The organism is Variovorax sp. PAMC26660 (assembly GCF_014302995.1).
GTDB lineage: Bacteria > Pseudomonadota > Gammaproteobacteria > Burkholderiales > Burkholderiaceae_C > Variovorax.
Map to the genome: position 1 here is coordinate 2,399,335 of NZ_CP060295.1, position 19,396 is coordinate 2,418,730.

Consider the following 19,396-nt stretch of genomic DNA (forward strand, 5'->3'; position numbering starts at 1 on the left):
ATGCCTTGCTCGGCCATGCGGCGTAGGCCGTCACGGGGCGAGGTCTACAATCGGCGCCCCCAGAAGAAGCGCCACCAGGAGCTACGGCACATGTCCGATTCGAACCCATCGACCTCATCGACTCCCACGCCCGAAGACAAGCGCGCCGAACTGCGCCGTGCCGCCCTCGAGTACCACGAGTTTCCCGTTCCCGGCAAGATCGCCATTGCGGCGACCAAGCAGATGGTCAACCAGCGCGACCTGTCGCTGGCCTACTCGCCCGGCGTGGCCGCGCCCTGCGAGGAAATCGTCAAGGACCCGGCCAACGCCTTCAAGTACACGTCGCGCGGCAACCTCGTCGGCGTCATCTCCAACGGCACTGCCGTGCTGGGCCTGGGCGACATCGGCCCGCTGGCTTCCAAGCCGGTGATGGAAGGCAAGGGCGTTCTGTTCAAGAAGTTCGCCGGCGTCGATGTGTTCGACATCGAAATCGACGAGAAGGACCCGGTCAAGCTGGTCGAGATCATTGCCTCGCTGGAGCCCACCTTCGGCGCCATCAACCTCGAAGACATCAAGGCTCCCGATTGCTTCTACGTCGAGCGCGAGCTGCGCAAGCGCATGAAGATCCCGGTGTTCCACGACGACCAGCACGGCACGGCCATCACGGTGGCGGCGGCCATGCTCAACGGCCTGAAGGTGGCGGGCAAGGACATCGCCGAAGTGAAGCTGGTCACCTCGGGCGCGGGCGCCGCGGCGCTGGCCTGCCTGAACCTGCTGCTCAAGGTGGGCCTGAAGCGCGAGAACGTGTTCGTCACCGACCTGGCCGGCGTGGTCTATGAAGGCCGCGAAGAGCTGATGGACGACGACAAGCGCCAGTACATGCAGAAGACCGACATGCGCAAGCTGGCGGAAGTGATTGCAGGTGCCGACGTGTTCCTCGGCCTGTCGGCCGGCGGCGTACTGAAGCCCGAGATGGTGGCGAAGATGGCGGCCAAGCCGGTGATCTTCGCGCTGGCCAACCCGAACCCCGAGATCGCGCCCGAAGACGCCCATGCGGTGCGCAACGACGTGATCATGGCCACGGGCCGCACTGACTACCCGAACCAGGTCAACAACGTCCTGTGCTTCCCGTACATCTTCCGCGGTGCACTCGATTGCGGCGCGACCACGATCACCGACGAGATGGAAATCGCCGCGGTGCGGGCCATTGCCGAGCTGGCACAGGCCGAGCAGAGCGAGCGCGTCGCCGCCGCCTACGTGGGTGAAAAGCTGTCCTTCGGCCCCGAATACCTGATTCCGAAGCCCTTCGATCCGCGCCTGATGATGAAGATCGCGCCGGCCGTGGCCAAGGCGGCCGAGGAAAGCGGCGTGGCGTCGCGTCCGATCAAGGACATGGACGCCTACCGCGACAAGCTGCAGAACTTCGTCTACGCCTCGGGCACGACGATGAAGCCGATCTTCGAAGCGGCCCGTCGCGCGCAGAAAAAGCGCGTGGCGTACTGCGAAGGCGAGGAAGAACGCGTGCTGCGCGCCGCGCAGATCGTGGTCGACGAAGGCATCGCGCGCCCGACGCTGATCGGGCGCCCCGCCGTCATCGCGCAACGCATCGAGAAGTTCGGCCTGCGCCTGAAGGAAGAGCTGGACTACGACATCGTCAATGTCGAGCAGGACCACCGCTACCGCGACTTCTGGCAGACCTACCACCGCATGACCGAGCGCAAGGGCCAGACGGTGCAGACCGCCAAGATCGAGATGCGCCGCCGCCTCACGCTGATCGGCGCGATGCTGCTGCACAAGGACGAGGTCGACGGCATGATCTGCGGCACCTGGGGCACCACGCTGATCCACCTGCACTACATCGACCAGGTGATCGGCAAGCGCCCCGGCGGCTGCGAGAGCACGCCGCAGGACGTGCCGGTGTACGCCTGCATGAACGGCCTGCTGCTGCCCGACCGCCAGGTGTTCCTGGTCGACACGCACGTCAACTACGACCCTTCCCCCGAAGAGCTGGCCGAGATCACGACGATGGCGGCCGAGGAAATGATGCGCTTCGGCCTCAAGCCGAAGGCCGCGCTGCTGTCGCACTCCAACTTCGGCACCAGCAACGAGCCCAGCGCCATCAAGATGCGCAAGACGCTCGATCTGCTGCGCGTGCAGGCACCCTGGCTCGAAGTCGACGGCGAAATGCACGGCGACGTGGCACTGGACAGCAAGCAGCGCGCAGTCGTCATGCCGCACAGCGCGCTGGCTGGCGATGCCAATCTGTTGGTATTTCCGAACATCGACGCGGCCAATATTTCGTACAACCTGCTCAAGACGGCGGCAGGCGGCAACATCGCAATCGGCCCGGTTCTGTTGGGTGCGGCCAAACCTGTGCACATTCTCACGGCCAGCGCGACTGTTCGGCGCATCGTGAACATGACAGCCTTGACAGTGGCCGACGCAAACGCCGAGAGATAGGTCATTCGGCGAGAGTGGCCGCCAACTTAAATTGCCACTCGATAGCCCCGCGACTGCTCAAACTTTGAGCAGTCGCTTGCTATTTTCTCCAGCGTGGTGCACACTCGCGGGCTTGAATTTGCGGGTTAACCCCGAGGTTGATCGCTGATTCGGACCCCCCGCTCTTTTCTTGTGGTGCCCCCATGGCGGCTTACGCCTCGATCACGTCCTCTGTCACAAAGTTTGCGCTCACCGGCCTGATGCTGGCAGCGTTGACGACCGGGGCCGAGGCCCGCGGATGGTTCGGCGCCGGAAAAACGTCCACCGAGGAATCGATTGCACTGACCGACCTGCCAGTGCAGGGCCAGCGAACCTACCAGGCCATCCTCAACGGCGGCCCCTTCCGGTACGACAAGGACGGCACGGTATTTGGCAATCGCGAGCGTCTCCTGCCATCGGCACGACGCGGCCACTACCGCGAGTACACGGTGACAACACCGGGCTCGCGCAATCGTGGTGCACAACGAATAGTCTGCGGTGGTGAACAACGCACGACGCCCGAGGCCTGCTGGTACACGGCAGACCACTATGCGAGTTTCAGACGGATTGCGCCATGAGCGATGACAACGACCTGAGCGGCGCCCCGAAGCGCCCCGAAGAAATGATGATGACTATGGAAAGACCAGCGGAGATGACTTTATCCCTTCGTGCCGTACGCCCGAACATCGTGCAATCGATCCGCGCCTTCCGCGTGAACGACCTGCAGGACGCTGCCAACGCGGCCGGCCAGCACTTCCTGTATGCCAATCTGGGCAACGCCCAGACCAAGCAGGACGTGCTCGACCTGATCGCCCAGCAGTTCACCTTCCCGGCGCACTTCGGCAAGAACTTCGACGCGCTGTACGACTGCATGACCGATCCGTTGCATAAATCGGGCCCGCAGCCAGGTTTTGTCATCGTGCTCGAGCAGATCCCGGCCAACGCCAAGTTCGATAAGGAAGCACGCGAGCAACTGCTCGACATCTTCCGCGACGCCTCGGATTACTGGGGTGACCGCAAGGTCCCCTTCCGGTGCTTCTATTCTTTTCTGTAGCCCGTTCTGCATCTACCAGCCAAGCAGAACGGGCGAACGAGGCTCAGCCAAATGCTGAAACCCTCGATGGCATCGAAGTCAACACCACCGCAACGGCCGCCGCCAGCACCGAGCCGGCGGGCGAAAAAATGCCGACCGACAAACTGGTCGACGTTTCGCCCCTCGCCTTGCGCATGAGCAGCCCGTTCAATGCGGGTTACTGGCTCGCAGCAGCGTAAGTAAGCAACAATGGGCTTTTGCCCTTGTAGAAAAGCCCGTCGTCGACGGGCTTTTTTCATGGGGGAACGGCCTGGGCCAATGCAACGTATTCGGCCACCGGCACCTCTTCGGCCCGACGCTGGGCATCGAACGTGCCTGCAAAGCCGTGCTCTTCCAGCCATCTGCCCAGCGTGTGCCGCATGATCTTGCGGCGCTGGCTGAAGGCGACCTGCACGATCTCGCCAAGCCGTGCCGCATCGACCGCCGGCGGCTGCGCCAGCGGCACCATCCGCACCACGGCGCTGTCGACGCGCGGAGGCGGATCGAAACTCTCCGGTGGCACGAACAGCACGTTGGCCATGTCGTAGCGCCACTGCAGCATCACGCTCAGGCGGCTGTAGTCCGACGTGGCGGGCTTGGCCACCATGCGGTCGATCACTTCCTTTTGCAGCATGAAGTGCTGGTCGGCGACCAGATGGGCGCAGCCCAGCAGATGGAACAGGATGGGCGTGGAGATGTTGTAGGGCAGGTTGCCCACCACACGCAGCGGCTTCCCCGGGAACCGGCCGGCCAGCTCGGCGAAGTCCACCTTCAGCACATCGGATTCGATGACGTCGAGTTGCGGATGCTCGCGCAGGCGCTTGGCCAGGTCGCGGTCGAGTTCGATGACCGTGAGGCGGCCGAGCCGCTCGACCAGCGGCTGCGTCAGCGCCGCGAGCCCCGGGCCGATCTCGACCATCGCATCGCCGGGCTGCGGCGCAATCTCGTGCACGATCGCGTCGATGATCCCGCCGTCGGACAGGAAATGCTGACCGAATCGCTTTCTGGCGATGTGTGCCATCGAATCAGGACTGCGGCGGTTCGCGGTACTCGACGTAGGCGCGGGCACGCACTTCCTGCACCCAGGTGTTGAAGGCTTCGTCGACACGCTGTTCGCGCAGCGCCGCCCGCGCGGCTTCGCGCTGCTCCGACTGGCTCAGCTTGGAATCGCGACGGCCCACCACCTGAATCAGGTGCACGCCGAAGCGCGACACCACGGGGTCGCTGATTTGGCCCGGCGAGAGCCGGTCCATGGCTTCCTCGAACTCGGGCACGAACTGGCCTGGCTGCGACCAGCCGAGGTCACCACCATCCTTGGCGCTCCCATCCTGCGAGTTGTCGCGGGCAAGACCGGCAAAGTCAGCCCCGGCCTGCAGGCGGCGCTTGAATTCCGCGAGCTGCGCCACCGCCTGCGCCGTGGTGCGCTTGGGGTCGTTGAGCAGCAGGATGTGGCGCACTTGCGTCTGGGTGACCGTCGCGTCCGCCGCGCCGAGCTGGGCCTTGGCCAGGACCTTGAGCACATGAAAGCCGGCGCTCGAACGGACGGGTCCGGCAATGCCATTCACCGCCGTCGATTGCGTGGCCTCGACGAACAGCGGCGGATAGCGGTCGGCGCTGCGCATGCCGATCGCGCCGCCATTGGCCCGGTCGGGCGAATCCGAGTTCTCGCGCACCAACTTGGCAAAGTCCTCGCCGGAGCGGGCGCGTTGCGTGAGGTCCTGTGCCTTTTTCTGCGCGGCGGCCACCTGTGCGTCGGTGGCGTTCTCGGGCACGGCAACGAGCACCTGGGCGAGGTTGAGGTTCTCCAGCGCCGCGTTCTTGACTGCGCTGTTGCGCTGGTCGCGCAGGTACTCGTCGGCCTCGACATCGCTGATCTTGACCTTCGATTCGACCTCGCGGTCGCGCAGACGCGTGAGCAGCAACTGGTCGCGCAGGTCGCGGCGGAAGTCCGCCAGTACGATGCCTTCGGCGGCCACGCGGCGGTGCAGCTCGGTCAGGCTGATCTCGTTCTGGCGGGCCACGGTCTGCTCGGCCTGGTCGACCGCCACTTCGTCGACCTTGATGCCGTTTTCCTTGGCCAGCTGCAGCTGGGCGCGCTCGGAAATCAGGCGCTCCAGCACGAGCCGCGTGAGCTCGCCGCGCGGCACGCGCGCGGCTTCGGCGTTTTCCTTGATCAGGCGATCCACCCGCGACTGCACGTCGGTGTTGGTGATCGGCTCGGAATTGACCAGCGCGACGATGAACTCGGCGGAGCGCTGCACCGGCGGCGAAGCAGGTGCGTTGGCCGCGGGGCGAGCCGCGGGCGGGCCAAGGCGCGGGCCGGCGCGCATGATGTCCGTGATGCCGCTGCCAGAGCGAAAGCCCTGTGCACCCGACGTTGCAGCCATTGCTGCGAGGCAGCCCAGGGTGATGATGGAACGGATGTGTTTCATGGCTTAGCTCAGTCTGTCGTCAGTCGTAATTGGTGAAGCGGCTTGGTGCTTCGCCAGGTTGGCGCAAGGGTTGGTAGCGCTGGATGTTTTGCCGCAAGGCCTGCATCGGGCTCGACCCGATACTGGAGAAACCGACAAATTCGAGCTGGAACATGAGTCGGGTGTTGGCCGTCACCTGGCCGGTCGTGATGCGTTGCAGCACCACGCGGCCGATCCAGCAACAGCCGTCGTACTCGAAGCCGAGCACGCCGTCCGTGAGCTGCTTGGCTTGCAGGTCATAGTTCAGGCGGCCAACGGCGTACCAGCGCCCACCGCCCTGGCCCTTGCCCGGACCGAGGTTCTTGCCCTTGTCGCCCCACAGGTCGTTGATCGGCCATTGCCAGCCCACGTCGATCGACTTGCTGCCATCGGTCGCGGTCGGCGTGCTCGGCGCCTGGTAGCGGAAGGCGGCGCTGAGGTTGTGGTACGGCTCGGGGTTGTAGCGCGCGCTGATGGCCGAACGCGTCGACCTTCGCGTGTCGGGGTTGTACTGGACCAGGGTGTCCAGGCTCCACTTCGGTGTCCAGTTGATCTGGGCGCCGAGCAGCAGGTCGCTGGTGCGGTCGGTGACAGGCGCCACGCCAGGCAGCGTGACCTTCTGGTCGGAAAAACGGAACCGCTGGGCAATGCCGAAGCGCACGGCTTCGACACCGGTGCCGGGGTCGATCAGGCGCGAGGTCACGCCGAGCGTGAGCGCGTTGGTGTCCGAGATGCGGTCGTTGCCCGAGAAGGCGTTCTCGGTGTAGATGGTTGCAAAGCTGAAGTCGTTGGCCGCCGTGTCGTAGTTCGGCAGCATGCTCTGGTCGCGGTACGGCGTGTAGACGTAGTACGCACGCGGCTCCAGCGTCTGGCGGAAGGCACGGCCGAAGAAGTTGGCATCGCGCTCGAAGATCAGGCCGCTGTCGAGGCTGAACGTCGGCACGGTGCTGGTGCTCGAGGTCCCGAAGAGCACGGGTGAATTCGCGTTGTAGGGTATGCCGTTGACGTACGTGATGCCGTTGACCGTCAACTTCGGCAGATTCGCCTGCGGCACGAAGTAGTTGTACGCGGCCGACTGCACCTGCAGCTTCGGGATCACGAACGAACTCGGCGTGATGAATGGCCGGCTGATCGAGCCCAGCACGTAGGCGCGGTCACCATCGGGCTGCGACTGCTGGTTGATGTCGAAGCCGTTCTGCCCGAACAGGATGCGCGGCGCGCTGAAGTGCGTGTAGTCCGCGGTAAACGCAACATCGAAACCGTGCCAGTCGTACTTCTTGTAGTTGGCGGTGACCTGCGGCAGCCGGTCGTACGAAGGCGTGATCGGTGACAGCGAATATTGCAGCGTCTGGTAGGCCAGCGTACGCACGCTGCCGGTCCAGTCGCCCTTGCCCCAGTTGAGCGAGGCATCGTTGGGCAACTGGCGCAGCGCGACCGACGGCGTGCGCGTGAAATCGCGCCAGTAGTCGTTGTCGCTGACCCGGTTGATGTTGATGCTGGCCGACAGCGAGTCCAGGCCCAGCGCCTTCGCATCGAAATCCTGGTGATGGTTGAGCCAGAGGCCCCAGCGCTTGCTGCTGGGTGGGTTGAGATTCAGGCTGCTGGCCTGGATTTGCCCACTCGCCAGTTGCTGAAGCTGCGTGGTGCGCGCCTCGTTGAAGCGCTGGCCCACCAGGCGGTCGCTGCCCATCAGGTCCAGACGGATGGAACCGCTGTAGTCCTTCTCGAGGTAGCGGAACTCGTTGCTGAAATTGATGCCGCGCTTGGTCATCAGCGTCGGCGTGAACGTGGCGTCGCGGTTGGGCGCGATGTTCCAGTAATACGGCTGCGCGATCTCGATGCCGTTGGTGTTGTCGATGCCGACCGTGGGCGGCAGCAGGCCGCTCTTGCGCTCGTTCGACAGCGGGAAGCTCACGCTCGGAAGCGCCGGCGTCGAGATGCCCATGAAGCTCAGCCTGGCATTCTTGGCCACGCCCTCGCTTTCCTGGGTGTCGGTCGTGATCGAGGTCGCGGTCAGCAGCCAGGCCGGCATCCAGCCGGGAAAATCTTCGCGGCGGCAGGTGGTGTAGGTGGCCTGCCGGGCTATCGACACATTGGAATCGACGAAGTCGATGCGTTGCGCTTCGCCGTGCGCGTCGTTCGCCAGGAAGTGATAGCGCACGTTGTTGAAGAAGCCCTCGAAGGTCTCGAGCTTGAGCTGCAGCTCCGGCCCTTCGTACACGTTGCCGCCCTGGTTGACCCGCACGTTGCCCGTGGCCTTGGCACGGTCGTCGGGCTGGTAGTACTCGAGGCGGTCCGCGGTGATGGCGAGGGTGCCGCGTCGCAGCGTGGCGTTGCCTTCGACCACGGTTTCCAGATCGGGCCGGCCGGACATGCGGTCGCCGCTGAGCAGGCTGGGCAATTGGCCGCGCTCTGCGGGGGGCACGATTTCCGTCAGCAGCGGTGTGCGCTTCAGCGTGAGCGGGCCGTCGAGGCTGCCAGCAGCAGATTGGGCGAACGCCCCATGCGCATGCAGCAGCGCCAGCGACAACACGGCCAGTGGCAGCGGCGGGCTGGCGCGCCGCGAGACGACACGTCGGCTCATCAAGCCCTCCGCCTCGCCGTTCCGGGGAAAGCCGGCGACTCTCCCGGGGAGAGCAGCGAGCGCACAAGGTGCCAAGCGTCAGGGCATTGGGTCGTAGGCATCGGTTCGGAACGAAGGGTATCGTCGGGGGAGACGGCGCGGCAGGCCGGCGGGTTGCAGGGGCCGGCAGCAACCCGGTTCAACCGGAAGCCGGCCCAAGGGGATTGCCGCGCCAGGCGGATTTGTAGAATCGATTATCCATGACAGCACCCCTGCCCCCGACCTCATTGCCCCCAGGGCCCGCCGAGACCATTCTCTGGACAGATCCGCAGCGGGCCGAAGTCTTCCGGGGCTGGCTGACCGGCATCGCCGGCGCCCATCACCTGCTGCCGGACACCGTCCGGCTCGCCTCGGTCGACGCCAGCTTCCGCCGCTACTTCCGCCTCGACACCACCGATGCCGCAGCCCGCACGCGCATCGTGATGGACGCCCCGCCCGACAAGGAAAACAGCGACCCTTTCGTGCAGGTGGCCAAGCTCATGGCCGACGCCGGCGTGCTCGCTCCCACGGTGCTCGAATGGGACCGGGTCAACGGCTTCCTGCTGCTCGACGACCTGGGCCACCAGACCATGCTGGACGCACTCGATCCGGCCCGCCCGGACGCCAGCCGCCCCCTCTACGACCAGGCCATCGACGCGCTGATCCGCTGGCAACTGAGCTCCCAACTCGGCGTGCTGCCCCCCTACGACAGGGCCCTGCTCGAGCGCGAACTGGCCCTCTTCCCCGAGTGGTACATCACACGCCATCGCGGCATCGCCGTCGAGGGCAAGCTCAAGGAGCGGCTCGAGCGCAGCTTCAAGCTGATCGTCGACAGCAACCTGGCTTCGCCCAGCGTCTACGTGCACCGCGACTTCATGCCGCGCAACCTGATGACCGGCAACAGCACGGCGCTCGGCGTGCTCGACTTCCAGGACGCGGTCTACGGCCCGATCACCTACGACGTTGCCAGCCTGATGCGCGATGCGTTCCTGAGCTGGGACGAGGAGTTCGTGCTCGACATCACCATCCGCTACTGGGTGGCCGCGCGCAAGGCCGGCCTGCCGGTCGACGAGGATTTCGGCGCCTTCTACCGCGCGGTCGAGTGGATGGGCCTGCAGCGCCACCTGAAGGTCGCCGGCATCTTCGCCCGCCTCACGCTGCGCGACGGCAAGCCCCGCTACCTGGCCGACACGCCACGCTTCATCGCCTACATCCGCGCCACCGCGGGTCGCTACATGGAACTGACGCCGCTGGTGCGTGTGATCGACGAAATCGAGGGCACTTCGGCGCTCACCGGCTTCGCCTACGGCCGTGTCTGAAGGAAAGCTGAAAAGCGAAGGGCCTGTGACGCCCATGCAACGGTCGTTTTTCGCTCCTTATTTCATAGCATGCCCCGTTTTCACTGTTCCATCCCGCTGACCGCCGGCGCCAGCCTGGCGTTGCCCGCCGGTGCCGCACGCCACGTGCAGGTGCTGCGGATGCAGCCCGGCGACGCGCTCACCCTGTTCGATGGCGCGGGCGGCGAGTACGCGGCCACGGTCGAGCGCATGGGGCGCAGCGATGTCTCGGTGATGGTCGGCGCCCACCTGCCGGTGGAGCGCGAGGCGCCGCGCGCCGTGCATCTCGCGGTCGGCATGCCGGCCAACGAGCGCATGGACTGGCTGGTCGAGAAAGCCACCGAACTGGGCGTGGCGAGCATCCAGCCGCTGGCCACCGCGCACGGCGTGCTGCGCCTGTCGGGCGAGCGCGCCGAGAAGAAGCGGGCGCACTGGGAAGCCATCGCGGTCGCGGCCTGCGAGCAGTGCGGCCGCAACCGCGTGCCGGTGATCCATCCGGTGCGCTCGTTCTCGGGTGCTTCGGGCTGGATCGACGCGCAAAGCGCCGATGCCGAGGCCGTGCGCCTCATATTGAGCCTCGCCGAAGGCACGCGCCGGATCGCCGACATCGCGCCAGACAATGCCCGCGGCGTGCTCGTGCTGAGCGGCCCCGAAGGCGGCCTGAGCGGCACCGAGGAGCAGGAGGCCATCGCCCGTGGCTTTGCGCCGGTCACGCTCGGTTCGCGCGTGCTGCGTGCCGAAACCGCAGCACTGGCCGCGCTGGTGTCGCTCGCCGGACTCTAGACAGAGCGAAGCGAAGGGGTGAGTGTTTTCCGCGACGCGCTCGCGGAGAGCTTGGGAAACAATCCTTACTCAACTAGTACAAAAGAAGGACTTTTGCCCCATGCCCCGCTTGCCCAGCGCGCTGCGCCTCGCCCCTCTCGTTCTTGCCGCCCTGTGCGCGGCGCAGGGCGTCCACGCCCAGAACCCGGCCGTCGCCCCCACACCCGCGCAGGTCAGCCCCGAAGTCGACAAGGCTTTCGCCCAGTTGATGGCCTCGCCCACCATCCAGAAGCTGTTGGACGCGGTCAAGGCCGACCATGAGCGCTCGGTCGAAGACCTGAAGATGCTCACCGAGATCGAAGCACCGCCCTTCAAGGAGCACAAGCGCGCCGAAGCCTTTCTTGCGCGCATGAAGGCGCTCGGCCTGACCCACGCGAAGATCGACGCCGAAGGCAACGTGGTCGGCTTGCGCAAGGGCACTGGCAACGGGCCCAAGCTGCTGATCTCGGCCCACCTCGACACCGTGTTCCCCGCCGGCACCGACGTGAAGGTGAAGGAGCGCGACGGCCGTCTGTATGCCCCCGGCATTGCCGACGACACGCGCGGGCTCGCCGTGCTTCTTTCGTGGATCAAGGTGCTCAACGACCACAAGATCCAGACCGTGGGCGACCTGATGATCGTCGGCAACGTCGGCGAGGAAGAGCTGGGCAACCTGCGTGGCATGAAGGCGATCTTTCGAGACCATCTCGACATCGACGGCATGGTCGGGCTGGAGCCGTCTGCGCCGGGCAGCGTGCTGATCCTCGGCACTGCGAGCCATCGCTACGAGGTCACGTTCCAGGGCCCCGGCGGCCACAGCTTCGGCGCCTTCGGGCAGGTGCCGAGCGCCATCCACGGCATGGGCCGCGCCATCGCCAAGATCGCCGACATCCGCACGCCGAGTTTTCCGAAGACCACCTTCACGGTCGGCACCGTGGGCGGCGGCACTTCCGTCAACACCATCGCACCCGACGCCCGCATGGCCATCGACATCCGCTCGGACGACATGGCCTCGCTGCTGGACACCGAAAAGAAGATCCTCACGGCGATCGACGAAGCCGTGGTCGAAGAAAACAAGCGCTGGAACGTCACGACGCTGAGCGCCAGCAACAAGCTGATCGGCGACCGGCCCGGCGGCCGCACGCCGCCCGATTCGGTGATCGTGGAAGCCGCAACCCGCTCGAACGCCGCCTTCGGCCACAAGACCCTGCTGCGCGGCGGCAGCACCGACGCCAACGTGCCGATCTCGCTGGGCATCCCGGCCATCATCGTGGGCGGCGGCGGCAAGGCCTCCGGCTTTCACTCGCTGAGCGAATCGATCGACGTGACAGATGCATGGAAAGGCGCGCAGAATTCGCTCGTCACCGTGCTGGGCTTGGTGGGTGTGCAAGGGGTCAATCCTCCATTGCTTTCCAAACGGACTGCGCGCACCAAGTAATTTGTCACGATGCAAGTTTGGAAGTGGATGCACCACTTTCTACTTATGGTCCGCGGCACCGCAAAATGCCAGCGGTTCTGTCACACACCAAGGAAACGGTCATGGGATTGCTCGATTCGGTACTCGGTCAAGTGCTAGGGGGCGCTGCACAACAACAGCAGCCGCAAGGCGGAGGCCTCGGGGGGCTGGGCGATCTTGGCGGCCTGGCTGGCGCGCTGGGCGGCCTGCTCGCCAACAACGGCGGTCAGGGCGGCCTGGGAGGGCTGGTCTCGAAATTCGAGCAGGCCGGCCTGGGCAATGTCATCGGCTCGTGGATCGGCAAGGGAGACAACCAGCCGGTATCGGGCGACCAGCTGCAGAACGCGCTGGGCAGCGACACCATCGCCAACATCGCGTCCAAGCTCGGCGTCAATGCGCAAACGCTGCTGCCGATGCTCGCCACCATGCTGCCGTCGCTCATCGACCAGCTCACGCCGCATGGCAAGGTGCCCGATCAAGGCCTGGGCAACCATGAAGACCTGCTGGGTTCGCTCAGCGGTTTGCTGCAAGGCAAGCAGCCCTGAGACAGGGCTGCCTTTCGTCAGGAATTCCGGCGCCCGCGAGGGCGCTTTTTTTTGCCCGCTTTCGCCCGCTTCAAGGGCTCCCGTTGGCCGACAATCCCGCTCGCATCAATTCCGGAGGACGGCATGGCAGGGAGTCGCAAGTCGAAGGGGGACGATGGTCTGCAGGCGCAGCCCGACAGCACGGTCCGATGGTCCAAGGCAATGCGCGAGGCGCTCGCACAGTTCAAGGACCATCCCTGCCGCAACTGTGGCGGCACGCTCTCGGGCGAGCGCAGCCTGGCCGACAGCCTGGACTTCTTCCGGCGCCATCACCTCTCATCCTGGCAGCGACGCGAGGCGCGACTGCGCATGCTCGAGCTGCACGGGCTCGACGCGGTGGAACTGTTTCTCCTCGACCCCGCGCCGCGCAAGGAAGCCGCTGCCGACCTGCTCGCCATCCACGATGCCGCGGTCGTGCGCTTCCTCGTCACCCAGGTCAAGCACCTCGACTGCAAGAACGCCCTGATCAAGCAGGCGGCTCGCTGGCCGCTGTTCGTGCTGTGCGAACTGCTGTCTGCCAACCCGGCGCGCCACCAGGCCGGTGCCGCGCTGGTGCTGGAACTGCTGGCCGCGAATCCTGAATGGCAGGCGCCGCTGGAGGCAGCCTGCGACGCCGCCCAGCGCAAGACGCTCGAACGCCTGCAGGAAGACAGCTCTGAAGGATTGGCCGATGCCGCGCCCGACGAATGGCCCGCCTTCCTGCGCCATCCGCCCTGGAAGAACCGGCAGGCACTGCCGACCATTCCAACGCTGGCATTGCAACCCGTGTCCGAGCCGGCCGTGCTGCATTGGGACGACTTCGTCCCCGCGTCGCATGTCCAGGTGGAAGGGAACATTTCCGACTGGCTGAAGCAGGAGGCCTCGTCCCGGCGCAAAGACTCCGACAAGCTGATGGAAGATTTCGGGCGCACCCAGTCCGTGACGCCGATCCCGGCGCAGGTTCAGGGTTGGGACAACCCGCGCAAGGCCCTGTGGCTGGTTGGCGTGCGGCCCGAGTCCGTCGAGGCTGTCCTGAACGGCCGCCGCATCGAACCGGAAGACTTCGCCGAGCCGTCGGCCGGCACATGGGGGCACACCGACCTTCTCTGGCAACTGCCGGCCCCCGTGGCCATGGCGGCGTTCGAGCACATGCCGCAGGAGCGCCACTACCTGGGCGAGGCCACGCGCCTGCGCCCCGTCCTCTATCACTTCGGCCCCGCCGCGTTGCCGGGCCTGCTGCCCTACCTGAAGCAGGGGGCGCGCGCGATGTTCGAGCTGGTCTCGGTGATCGAATGGGACCAGCTCGCCAACTGGGTCGCGAAGGGCTTTCACACCAACCGCTGGGTCCGGCGCGAAGCGGGCGAATGGCTGAGCCGCTACCCCGACACCGCCGCGCGCGGACTCATCCCCGCCGCGCTGGGCGAGGCCGGCGCACCGCGCGACACCGCCCAGGCCGCGCTGCGTTGGCTGCAGACGGCCGGCCATGCCGACAAGGTCCGCGCGCAGGCGGTCGCCTACGGCCCGGAAGCCGTCGAGGCCATCACGCAGTTGCTGTCCATCGCCCCCGAAGACCTGCTGCCCGACAGCCTGCCCGCCGTGCCCAAGGCCTTGCCGCTGACGACGCTGCCGCGCCTGGTCCTGAAAGACAGCGGCCACGCACTGCCGCAAGCCGCGGTGCCGGACGTGCTGATGGCGATGATGCTGAGCAAATCCGACGCGCCGTACCCCGGCCTGACCTCGCTGCTGGCAGTGCTGACACCCGACTCCTTTGCGCGCTTCGGCCGCGCGCTGCTGGCCTGGTGGATCGGCAACGGCCGCCCGAGCAAGGAGCGCTGGGCCTTCGCGCTGCAAGGCCGCTTCGGCGACGACGAAACGGCGCGCCAGTTGTTCGGCCTGTTGCGCCAGTGGCGCGCCGCCCTCGACCGCGTGCGGGCCTATGACGCGCTCGCGATGCTGGGCGAGATCGGCAGCGACGCGGCCCTGATGCACCTGAGCGAGCTGGCCCGGCAAACGCGCTACGACGACCTGCGCAGCCGGGCCGATCGCATGCTGGTCGACGTGGCCGAGCAGCGCGGCCTCAGCCTGGAACAACTGGCCGACCGTACCGTGCCCGACCTCGGCCTCGACGCACGCGCCCGCCTGTCGCTGGACTTCGGCGCGCGCAGCTTCGAGGTGCGCATGGACGACAACTTCCAGCCCGTGCTGCGCGACAGCGCCGGCAAGCTGCTCAAGGCACTGCCCAAGCCGAACGCCAGCGACGACACGGGCAAGGCCGCTGCCGCGACCACACAGCTCAAGGAACTGCGCAAGCTCGCCAAGACCGTCGCCAGCGCGCAGCTCAAGCGGCTCGAAGCCGCCATGTGCGAACAGCGCCGCTGGGCGGTCGACGAGTTCGTCCCCTTCTTCGCCAACCATCCGGTGCTGCGCGTCTTCAGCCGGCCCTTGGTCTGGGGCTTGTTCGATGCGCAGGACCAACTGGCGGGCGCCTTCCGCGTCAGCGCGGAGGGCGAGCTGACCGACCTGCAGGACGACGCTTTCGAGCTGCCCGAAGACGGGCGCGTAGGCATCCCGCACCCGCTGGAGATTGCGGCGCTCGATCCCGCGCTGGCGCGCGCGTGGGCGTCGGTGCTCGCCGACTACGAGCTGGTGCAACCCTTCGAGCAACTGATGCGCGAGACCTTCACGCTCGACGAAGCGCAGCGCTCGCGCCGGGCGCTCGACCACTGGGCCGGCCGGCCTGTGTCGAATGCCGGCCTGCTCGGCCTGGAAACGCGCGGCTGGCAGCGCGAGGTGGGCGACGGCGGCATGGTCAACAGCTTCAACAAGCCGCTGCCCGGTGGGCGCCGGATCTGCCTTCAGCTCGAAGAGGGCTGGTTCGTGCAGGACAGCCCGGACGCGAAGGTTCTTCAGACCGTGAGTGCCGTGGTGCTCGACAGCACCGACGCCACACTCGGCAAGCTCACCCCGATCGTGCTCAGCGAAATCGAGCGCGACCTGAACCGCGTGATCCGGGCGGCTGCGCCATGAACCGCAACCTCTGGCTGCTGGCCATCTGCCAGGGCCTGCTGCTGACCAACAACGTCACCTTCATCGCGATCAACGGGCTGGTTGGCCTCGGCATCGCGCCGCACGGCTGGATGGCGACGCTGCCGGTGATGGGCTATGTGGTGGGCGGCGCGCTCAGCACCGGGCTGGTGGCGCGCACGCAGCAGCGCTTCGGGCGGCGTGGTTCGTTCCAGATCGGGCTGGCGGTGGCGGTGGCATCGGCACTGGTGTGCGCCTACGCCGCCGTCTCGAAGAACTTCTGGCTGCTCTGTTTTGCCACGGTGGTCGCGGGCTACTACAACGCCAACGCCGGGCTCTATCGCTTCGCCGCCGCCGAGCTTGCGGCGCCGGCGTGGCGCGAGAAGGCCGTCTCGATGGTGATGGCGGGCGGCCTCATCGGCGCGGTCGCGGGGCCCAACCTGGCGACCGTCACGCGCCAGGCCTTTTCGGTGCCGTTCGCGGGCGCGTACATCGCGCTGGCCGGGGTGGCGCTGCTGTCGATGGCGGTGATGCACTTCATCGAATTTCCCGCGGCGCTGACGCGCAAGGAAGCAGCGGCCGGCCGGCCGCTGCGCGAGATCATGCGGCAGCCGGTGTTCATCGTGGCCGCAGCTTCGAGCGCATTGGGCTATGGCGTGATGAACCTGCTGATGGCGGCCACGCCCATCGCCATGCAGATCTGCAGCCTGCCTTTCTCAGATGCCGCGCTGGTGCTTGAATGGCATGTGATCGGCATGTTCGCGCCGGGCTTCTTCACCGGGCACCTGATCCGCCGTTTCGGCGCGTTGCCGGTGATGGGCGTGGGGCTGGCGCTCAACCTGGCTTGCATCGCGGTCGCGCTCTCTGGCGTCGAGCTGCATCACTTCATCGTGGCACTGTGCCTGCTGGGCGTGGGCTGGAATTTTCTGTTCACCGGCAGCACGACGCTGTCACTCACGGCCTATACGCCCGAAGAGCGTGACCGGACGCAGGGCGCGCTCAACTTCTGCGTGTTCGCCACGCTGGCGCTGACCTCGTTCGCCTCGGGTGTGCTGGTCACGACCCAAGGCTGGCAGTTGCTGAACTTCGGTTCGCTGGTGCCGGTGGCGCTGACGGGCATTGCGCTGATCTGGCTGGAGCGCAAGCGGCGAATCGCCGCTGCGGCCGCGATCTGACAGTTGCTGTTCAGCCCGGCGGAAAGCGCCGGTCGAGCCAGTGCCGCAGGGCTGCGAACACGGGCGCTGCCTCCAGCTCGTTGAAGATCTCGTGGTACAGCAACGGGAAGCAGTGCGCCTCGACCATGCCGCTGGGCGCGGCGGCGGCGGCGAACGCGCGGCTTGCGGCGGGCACCACGAGGCGGTCGTCGCCCGCATAGAGAAGCAGGGTCGGCACAGGCCAGTTGGCGGCGTGCTGCTGCACCGACGCCCCTTCATGTGCGAGGAAGCGCGCAAGCCGGCTGCCGATGCGATCGTGCGTGAGCGGATCGTCGCGGTAGGCCTGCACCACGGCCGGGTCGTGCGAGAGGTAGTTGTCGTCGAGCCCGTTGCCCACGCGCAGGTTCGGCGCAATGCGCGGCAGCACCGCGAGCAGCGCCTTCTGGAATCCGCTCAGGCCCGGGTCGAGCCCCGGCGACGACAGCACCAGCCCGTCGACCGGCCGCACGCCGCGCGCCACCAGACTCGCCGCGACCAGGCCGCCGAGGCTGTGGCCCAGCAGCACCAGCGGCAGCCCGGGGTTTTCGCGGCGCGCATCGTCGATCACCAATGCGAGGTCGTCGACCAGCCGCCGCTCGCTTGGCAGGCCGCCGCGCGCACCGGTCGATTCGCCGTGGCCGTGGTGGTCATGCGCCCAGACGGCAAAGCCCCATTCGTGCAGGTCTTCGGCGAGCGCGTGATAGCGGCCGGCATGCTCGCCAAGCCCATGCACGATCACCACCACCGCGCGCGGCTGGCCGGGCGCCGGCAGGCGGCGCAGCGCCAGCGTCTCGCCGTCCGGCGTGGACAGCGACACGCGATGCGGCAAGGGCAGGGCGCTCAAGCCGCCACGGGCTCCGCGGCGGCGGCGCGGTGCGCGGCCGGAAGTGCGGCGATGACCTCGGCCACGGCGGCCGTCAGCTTTTTGGCGTAGGGCACGTGCAGGAACTCGTTGGGTCCGTGCGCGTTGCTCTTCGGGCCGAGCACGCCGCAGACCATCATCTGCGCCTTGGGGAAGCCCGCGCTGAGCATGCTCATCAGCGGGATCGTGCCGCCCTGGCCGATGTAGCCGCACGACGCGCCGAAGTGCGCCTGCGAAGCCTTGTTGAGCGCATCCTCGAACCACGGTGTGATCGTCGGTGCGTTCCAGCCGGTGGCGCCGCTGCCTTCGAAGGTGACGCGCGCCTGGTAGGGCGCGTTGTCTTCCAGCAGCGCCTTGAGCTTCTGCACCGTCTCGGCCGCGTCGACCAGCGGCGGCAGGCGCAGCGAGAGCTTGAAAGCGGTGTACGGACGCAGCACGTTGCCCGCATCCTTCAGCGCCGGAAAGCCTTCGGCGCCGGTGACCGACAGCGTGGGCTTCCAGGTGCGGTTGAGCAGGGCTTCGAGCGGATCGGTGGTGGTCGGCAGCGCGAACATGGTCGAACCGCCGCAGTCGTAGTGCGCCCACGGGAAGCGCTTGTAGACCTCTTCACCGAGGATCGCGGCGGTGGCCTTGGCCTGCGCCAGGCGGTCGGCCGGCACTTCGCAGTGGAAGCTCGCGGGCAGCAGGCGGCCGGTGGCGCTGTCTTCGAGGCGGTCGAGCACCTGCCGCATGATGCGAAAGCTCGACGGCACGAGGCCCGAGGCGTCGCCCGAGTGAATGCCTTCGGTCAGCACTTCGACCTTGAGCGTGCCGCTGGCCATGCCACGCAGCGAGGTCGTGAGCCACAGCTGGTCGTAGTTGCCGGCGCCGGAGTCCAGGCAGATCACCAGCTCGACATTGCCCAGGCGCGGACGCAGCGCGTCAACGTACGGCAGCAGGTCGTAGGAGCCACTTTCTTCGCAGGTCTCGATCAGGCCGACGATGCGCGGATGCGCCACGCCCTGGGCCTTGAGGGCCTGCAGTGCGGCGACGCTGGCGTACACCGCATAGCCGTCGTCGGCGCCGCCGCGGCCGTAGAGCAGGCCGTTCTCGTACTTGGGCGTCCAGGGGCCGAGGTCGTTGCGCCAGCCGGTGAATTCAGGTTGCTTGTCGAGGTGGCCGTACATCAGCACGGTCTCGGTCATGTCGGTGCCGCTGGCCGGCACTTCGAAGAACAGCACCGGCGTGCGGCCTTCCAGGCGCACGATCTCCAGCTTCAAGCCCTCGACCTTCTGCGCCTCGACCCAGGCCGCGGCGTTGCGCAGCACGGTCTCCAGGTAGCCGTTGGCGGCCCAGTCCTTGTCGAAGCCGGGCGACTTGGACGGGATGGCGATGTAGTCGGTGAGTTGCCTGACGATGTCGCCGTCCCATTGGGCGGTGACATCAGAGAGGGCGCGCGCGGCGTCGAGCGTGCCGGCGGGCATTTCGCGGTGCAGGGGGGCGTTCATCGGGGGGTTCTCCGCAGGGTGACGAAAAAACGCATTTTGCGCCCTGGAACGAGCGCGCGTAGAGTGCGGGCGATCTCAACCGGGAGCGCAAT

The 19,396-nt window shown here is 66.9% G+C and carries 15 protein-coding genes; 10 read left to right on the top strand and 5 right to left on the bottom strand.

Annotated elements, in window-relative coordinates:
* Positions 1 to 90: 90 nt before the first annotated feature.
* The 4 genes from H7F35_RS11620 to H7F35_RS11635 all read left to right on the top strand — a co-directional run bounded on the left by H7F35_RS11620 (position 91) and on the right by H7F35_RS11635 (position 3,729).
* Positions 91 to 2,439, top strand: a complete 2,349-nt coding sequence (locus H7F35_RS11620) for an NADP-dependent malic enzyme (protein ID WP_187113006.1) — start codon at positions 91 to 93, stop codon at positions 2,437 to 2,439.
* Between the two features lie 182 nt (positions 2,440 to 2,621).
* Complete coding sequence (locus tag H7F35_RS11625) at positions 2,622 to 3,035, top strand: ribonuclease domain-containing protein (protein WP_187113007.1); 414 nt, start codon at positions 2,622 to 2,624, stop codon at positions 3,033 to 3,035.
* Positions 3,036 to 3,085: 50 nt separating this feature from the next.
* Positions 3,086 to 3,511 carry a barstar family protein gene (locus H7F35_RS11630; RefSeq protein ID WP_086011111.1) on the top strand — a complete coding sequence of 142 codons (426 nt, stop codon included), beginning with the start codon at positions 3,086 to 3,088 and terminating at the stop codon, positions 3,509 to 3,511.
* Positions 3,490 to 3,729 (top strand): hypothetical protein, encoded by a 240-nt coding sequence (locus H7F35_RS11635; protein WP_187114526.1) that lies wholly within the window; start codon positions 3,490 to 3,492, stop codon positions 3,727 to 3,729. The genes H7F35_RS11630 and H7F35_RS11635 overlap by 22 nt, the downstream gene beginning before the upstream one ends.
* Before the next feature lie 56 nt (positions 3,730 to 3,785).
* Here the strand turns inward: H7F35_RS11635 and rsmA are convergent, their stop codons facing one another.
* The 3 genes from rsmA to H7F35_RS11650 are packed head-to-tail and all read right to left on the bottom strand — an operon-like array spanning position 3,786 to position 8,563.
* Complete coding sequence (gene rsmA, locus H7F35_RS11640; protein WP_187113008.1) at positions 3,786 to 4,550, bottom strand: 16S rRNA (adenine(1518)-N(6)/adenine(1519)-N(6))-dimethyltransferase RsmA; 765 nt, start codon at positions 4,548 to 4,550, stop codon at positions 3,786 to 3,788.
* Positions 4,551 to 4,554: 4 nt separating this feature from the next.
* Positions 4,555 to 5,961, bottom strand: coding sequence for a peptidylprolyl isomerase (locus tag H7F35_RS11645; protein WP_187113009.1), 1,407 nt, complete (start codon positions 5,959 to 5,961; stop codon positions 4,555 to 4,557).
* Between the two features lie 19 nt (positions 5,962 to 5,980).
* Positions 5,981 to 8,563: an LPS-assembly protein LptD gene (locus tag H7F35_RS11650; protein ID WP_187113010.1), complete on the bottom strand. Its 2,583-nt coding sequence runs from the start codon at positions 8,561 to 8,563 to the stop codon at positions 5,981 to 5,983.
* A 239-nt stretch (positions 8,564 to 8,802) separates the two neighbouring features.
* Here H7F35_RS11650 and H7F35_RS11655 point away from each other — a divergent pair, with 239 nt between their 5' ends.
* From H7F35_RS11655 to H7F35_RS11680, 6 genes are all read left to right on the top strand, one after another.
* Complete coding sequence (locus H7F35_RS11655; protein ID WP_187113011.1) at positions 8,803 to 9,900, top strand: aminoglycoside phosphotransferase family protein; 1,098 nt, start codon at positions 8,803 to 8,805, stop codon at positions 9,898 to 9,900.
* A gap of 69 nt (positions 9,901 to 9,969) precedes the next feature.
* Complete coding sequence (locus H7F35_RS11660) at positions 9,970 to 10,701, top strand: 16S rRNA (uracil(1498)-N(3))-methyltransferase (RefSeq protein WP_187113012.1); 732 nt, start codon at positions 9,970 to 9,972, stop codon at positions 10,699 to 10,701.
* Between the two features lie 100 nt (positions 10,702 to 10,801).
* On the top strand, positions 10,802 to 12,157 hold the full coding sequence (locus H7F35_RS11665; RefSeq protein WP_187113013.1) for a M20/M25/M40 family metallo-hydrolase: 1,356 nt from the start codon (positions 10,802 to 10,804) through the stop codon (positions 12,155 to 12,157).
* A gap of 101 nt (positions 12,158 to 12,258) precedes the next feature.
* The gene (locus tag H7F35_RS11670; protein WP_222622019.1) at positions 12,259 to 12,720 is read left to right on the top strand and encodes a YidB family protein; all 462 of its coding nucleotides are present in this window, start codon (positions 12,259 to 12,261) and stop codon (positions 12,718 to 12,720) included.
* Positions 12,721 to 12,843: 123 nt separating this feature from the next.
* Entirely contained in the window at positions 12,844 to 15,765 is a 2,922-nt protein-coding gene (locus tag H7F35_RS11675) for a DUF4132 domain-containing protein (protein WP_187113015.1), read from the top strand.
* Complete coding sequence (locus H7F35_RS11680; protein ID WP_187113016.1) at positions 15,762 to 16,937, top strand: MFS transporter; 1,176 nt, start codon at positions 15,762 to 15,764, stop codon at positions 16,935 to 16,937. Before H7F35_RS11675 ends, H7F35_RS11680 begins: the two co-directional genes overlap by 4 nt.
* A gap of 10 nt (positions 16,938 to 16,947) precedes the next feature.
* Here the strand turns inward: H7F35_RS11680 and H7F35_RS11685 are convergent, their stop codons facing one another.
* Complete coding sequence (locus tag H7F35_RS11685) at positions 16,948 to 17,799, bottom strand: alpha/beta hydrolase (RefSeq protein WP_187113017.1); 852 nt, start codon at positions 17,797 to 17,799, stop codon at positions 16,948 to 16,950.
* On the bottom strand, positions 17,796 to 19,304 hold the full coding sequence (locus tag H7F35_RS11690; protein WP_187113018.1) for a M20 family metallopeptidase: 1,509 nt from the start codon (positions 19,302 to 19,304) through the stop codon (positions 17,796 to 17,798). The genes H7F35_RS11685 and H7F35_RS11690 overlap by 4 nt, the downstream gene beginning before the upstream one ends.
* Positions 19,305 to 19,396: the final 92 nt, after the last annotated feature.

Excerpts from the sequence above, each read along its gene's own strand:
- H7F35_RS11670 (WP_222622019.1), top strand. The coding sequence starts at position 12,259 with ATGGGATTGCTCGATTCGGTACTCGGTCAAGTGCTAGGGGGCGCTGCA.
- H7F35_RS11650 (WP_187113010.1), bottom strand. The coding sequence starts at position 8,563 with ATGAGCCGACGTGTCGTCTCGCGGCGCGCCAGCCCGCCGCTGCCACTG.
- H7F35_RS11625 (WP_187113007.1), top strand. The coding sequence starts at position 2,622 with ATGGCGGCTTACGCCTCGATCACGTCCTCTGTCACAAAGTTTGCGCTC.
- H7F35_RS11655 (WP_187113011.1), top strand. The coding sequence starts at position 8,803 with ATGACAGCACCCCTGCCCCCGACCTCATTGCCCCCAGGGCCCGCCGAG.
- H7F35_RS11680 (WP_187113016.1), top strand. The coding sequence starts at position 15,762 with ATGAACCGCAACCTCTGGCTGCTGGCCATCTGCCAGGGCCTGCTGCTG.
- H7F35_RS11620 (WP_187113006.1), top strand. The coding sequence starts at position 91 with ATGTCCGATTCGAACCCATCGACCTCATCGACTCCCACGCCCGAAGAC.
- H7F35_RS11660 (WP_187113012.1), top strand. The coding sequence starts at position 9,970 with ATGCCCCGTTTTCACTGTTCCATCCCGCTGACCGCCGGCGCCAGCCTG.
- H7F35_RS11690 (WP_187113018.1), bottom strand. The coding sequence starts at position 19,304 with ATGAACGCCCCCCTGCACCGCGAAATGCCCGCCGGCACGCTCGACGCC.
- rsmA (WP_187113008.1), bottom strand. The coding sequence starts at position 4,550 with ATGGCACACATCGCCAGAAAGCGATTCGGTCAGCATTTCCTGTCCGAC.
- H7F35_RS11630 (WP_086011111.1), top strand. The coding sequence starts at position 3,086 with ATGACTATGGAAAGACCAGCGGAGATGACTTTATCCCTTCGTGCCGTA.
- H7F35_RS11665 (WP_187113013.1), top strand. The coding sequence starts at position 10,802 with ATGCCCCGCTTGCCCAGCGCGCTGCGCCTCGCCCCTCTCGTTCTTGCC.
- H7F35_RS11645 (WP_187113009.1), bottom strand. The coding sequence starts at position 5,961 with ATGAAACACATCCGTTCCATCATCACCCTGGGCTGCCTCGCAGCAATG.
- H7F35_RS11675 (WP_187113015.1), top strand. The coding sequence starts at position 12,844 with ATGGCAGGGAGTCGCAAGTCGAAGGGGGACGATGGTCTGCAGGCGCAG.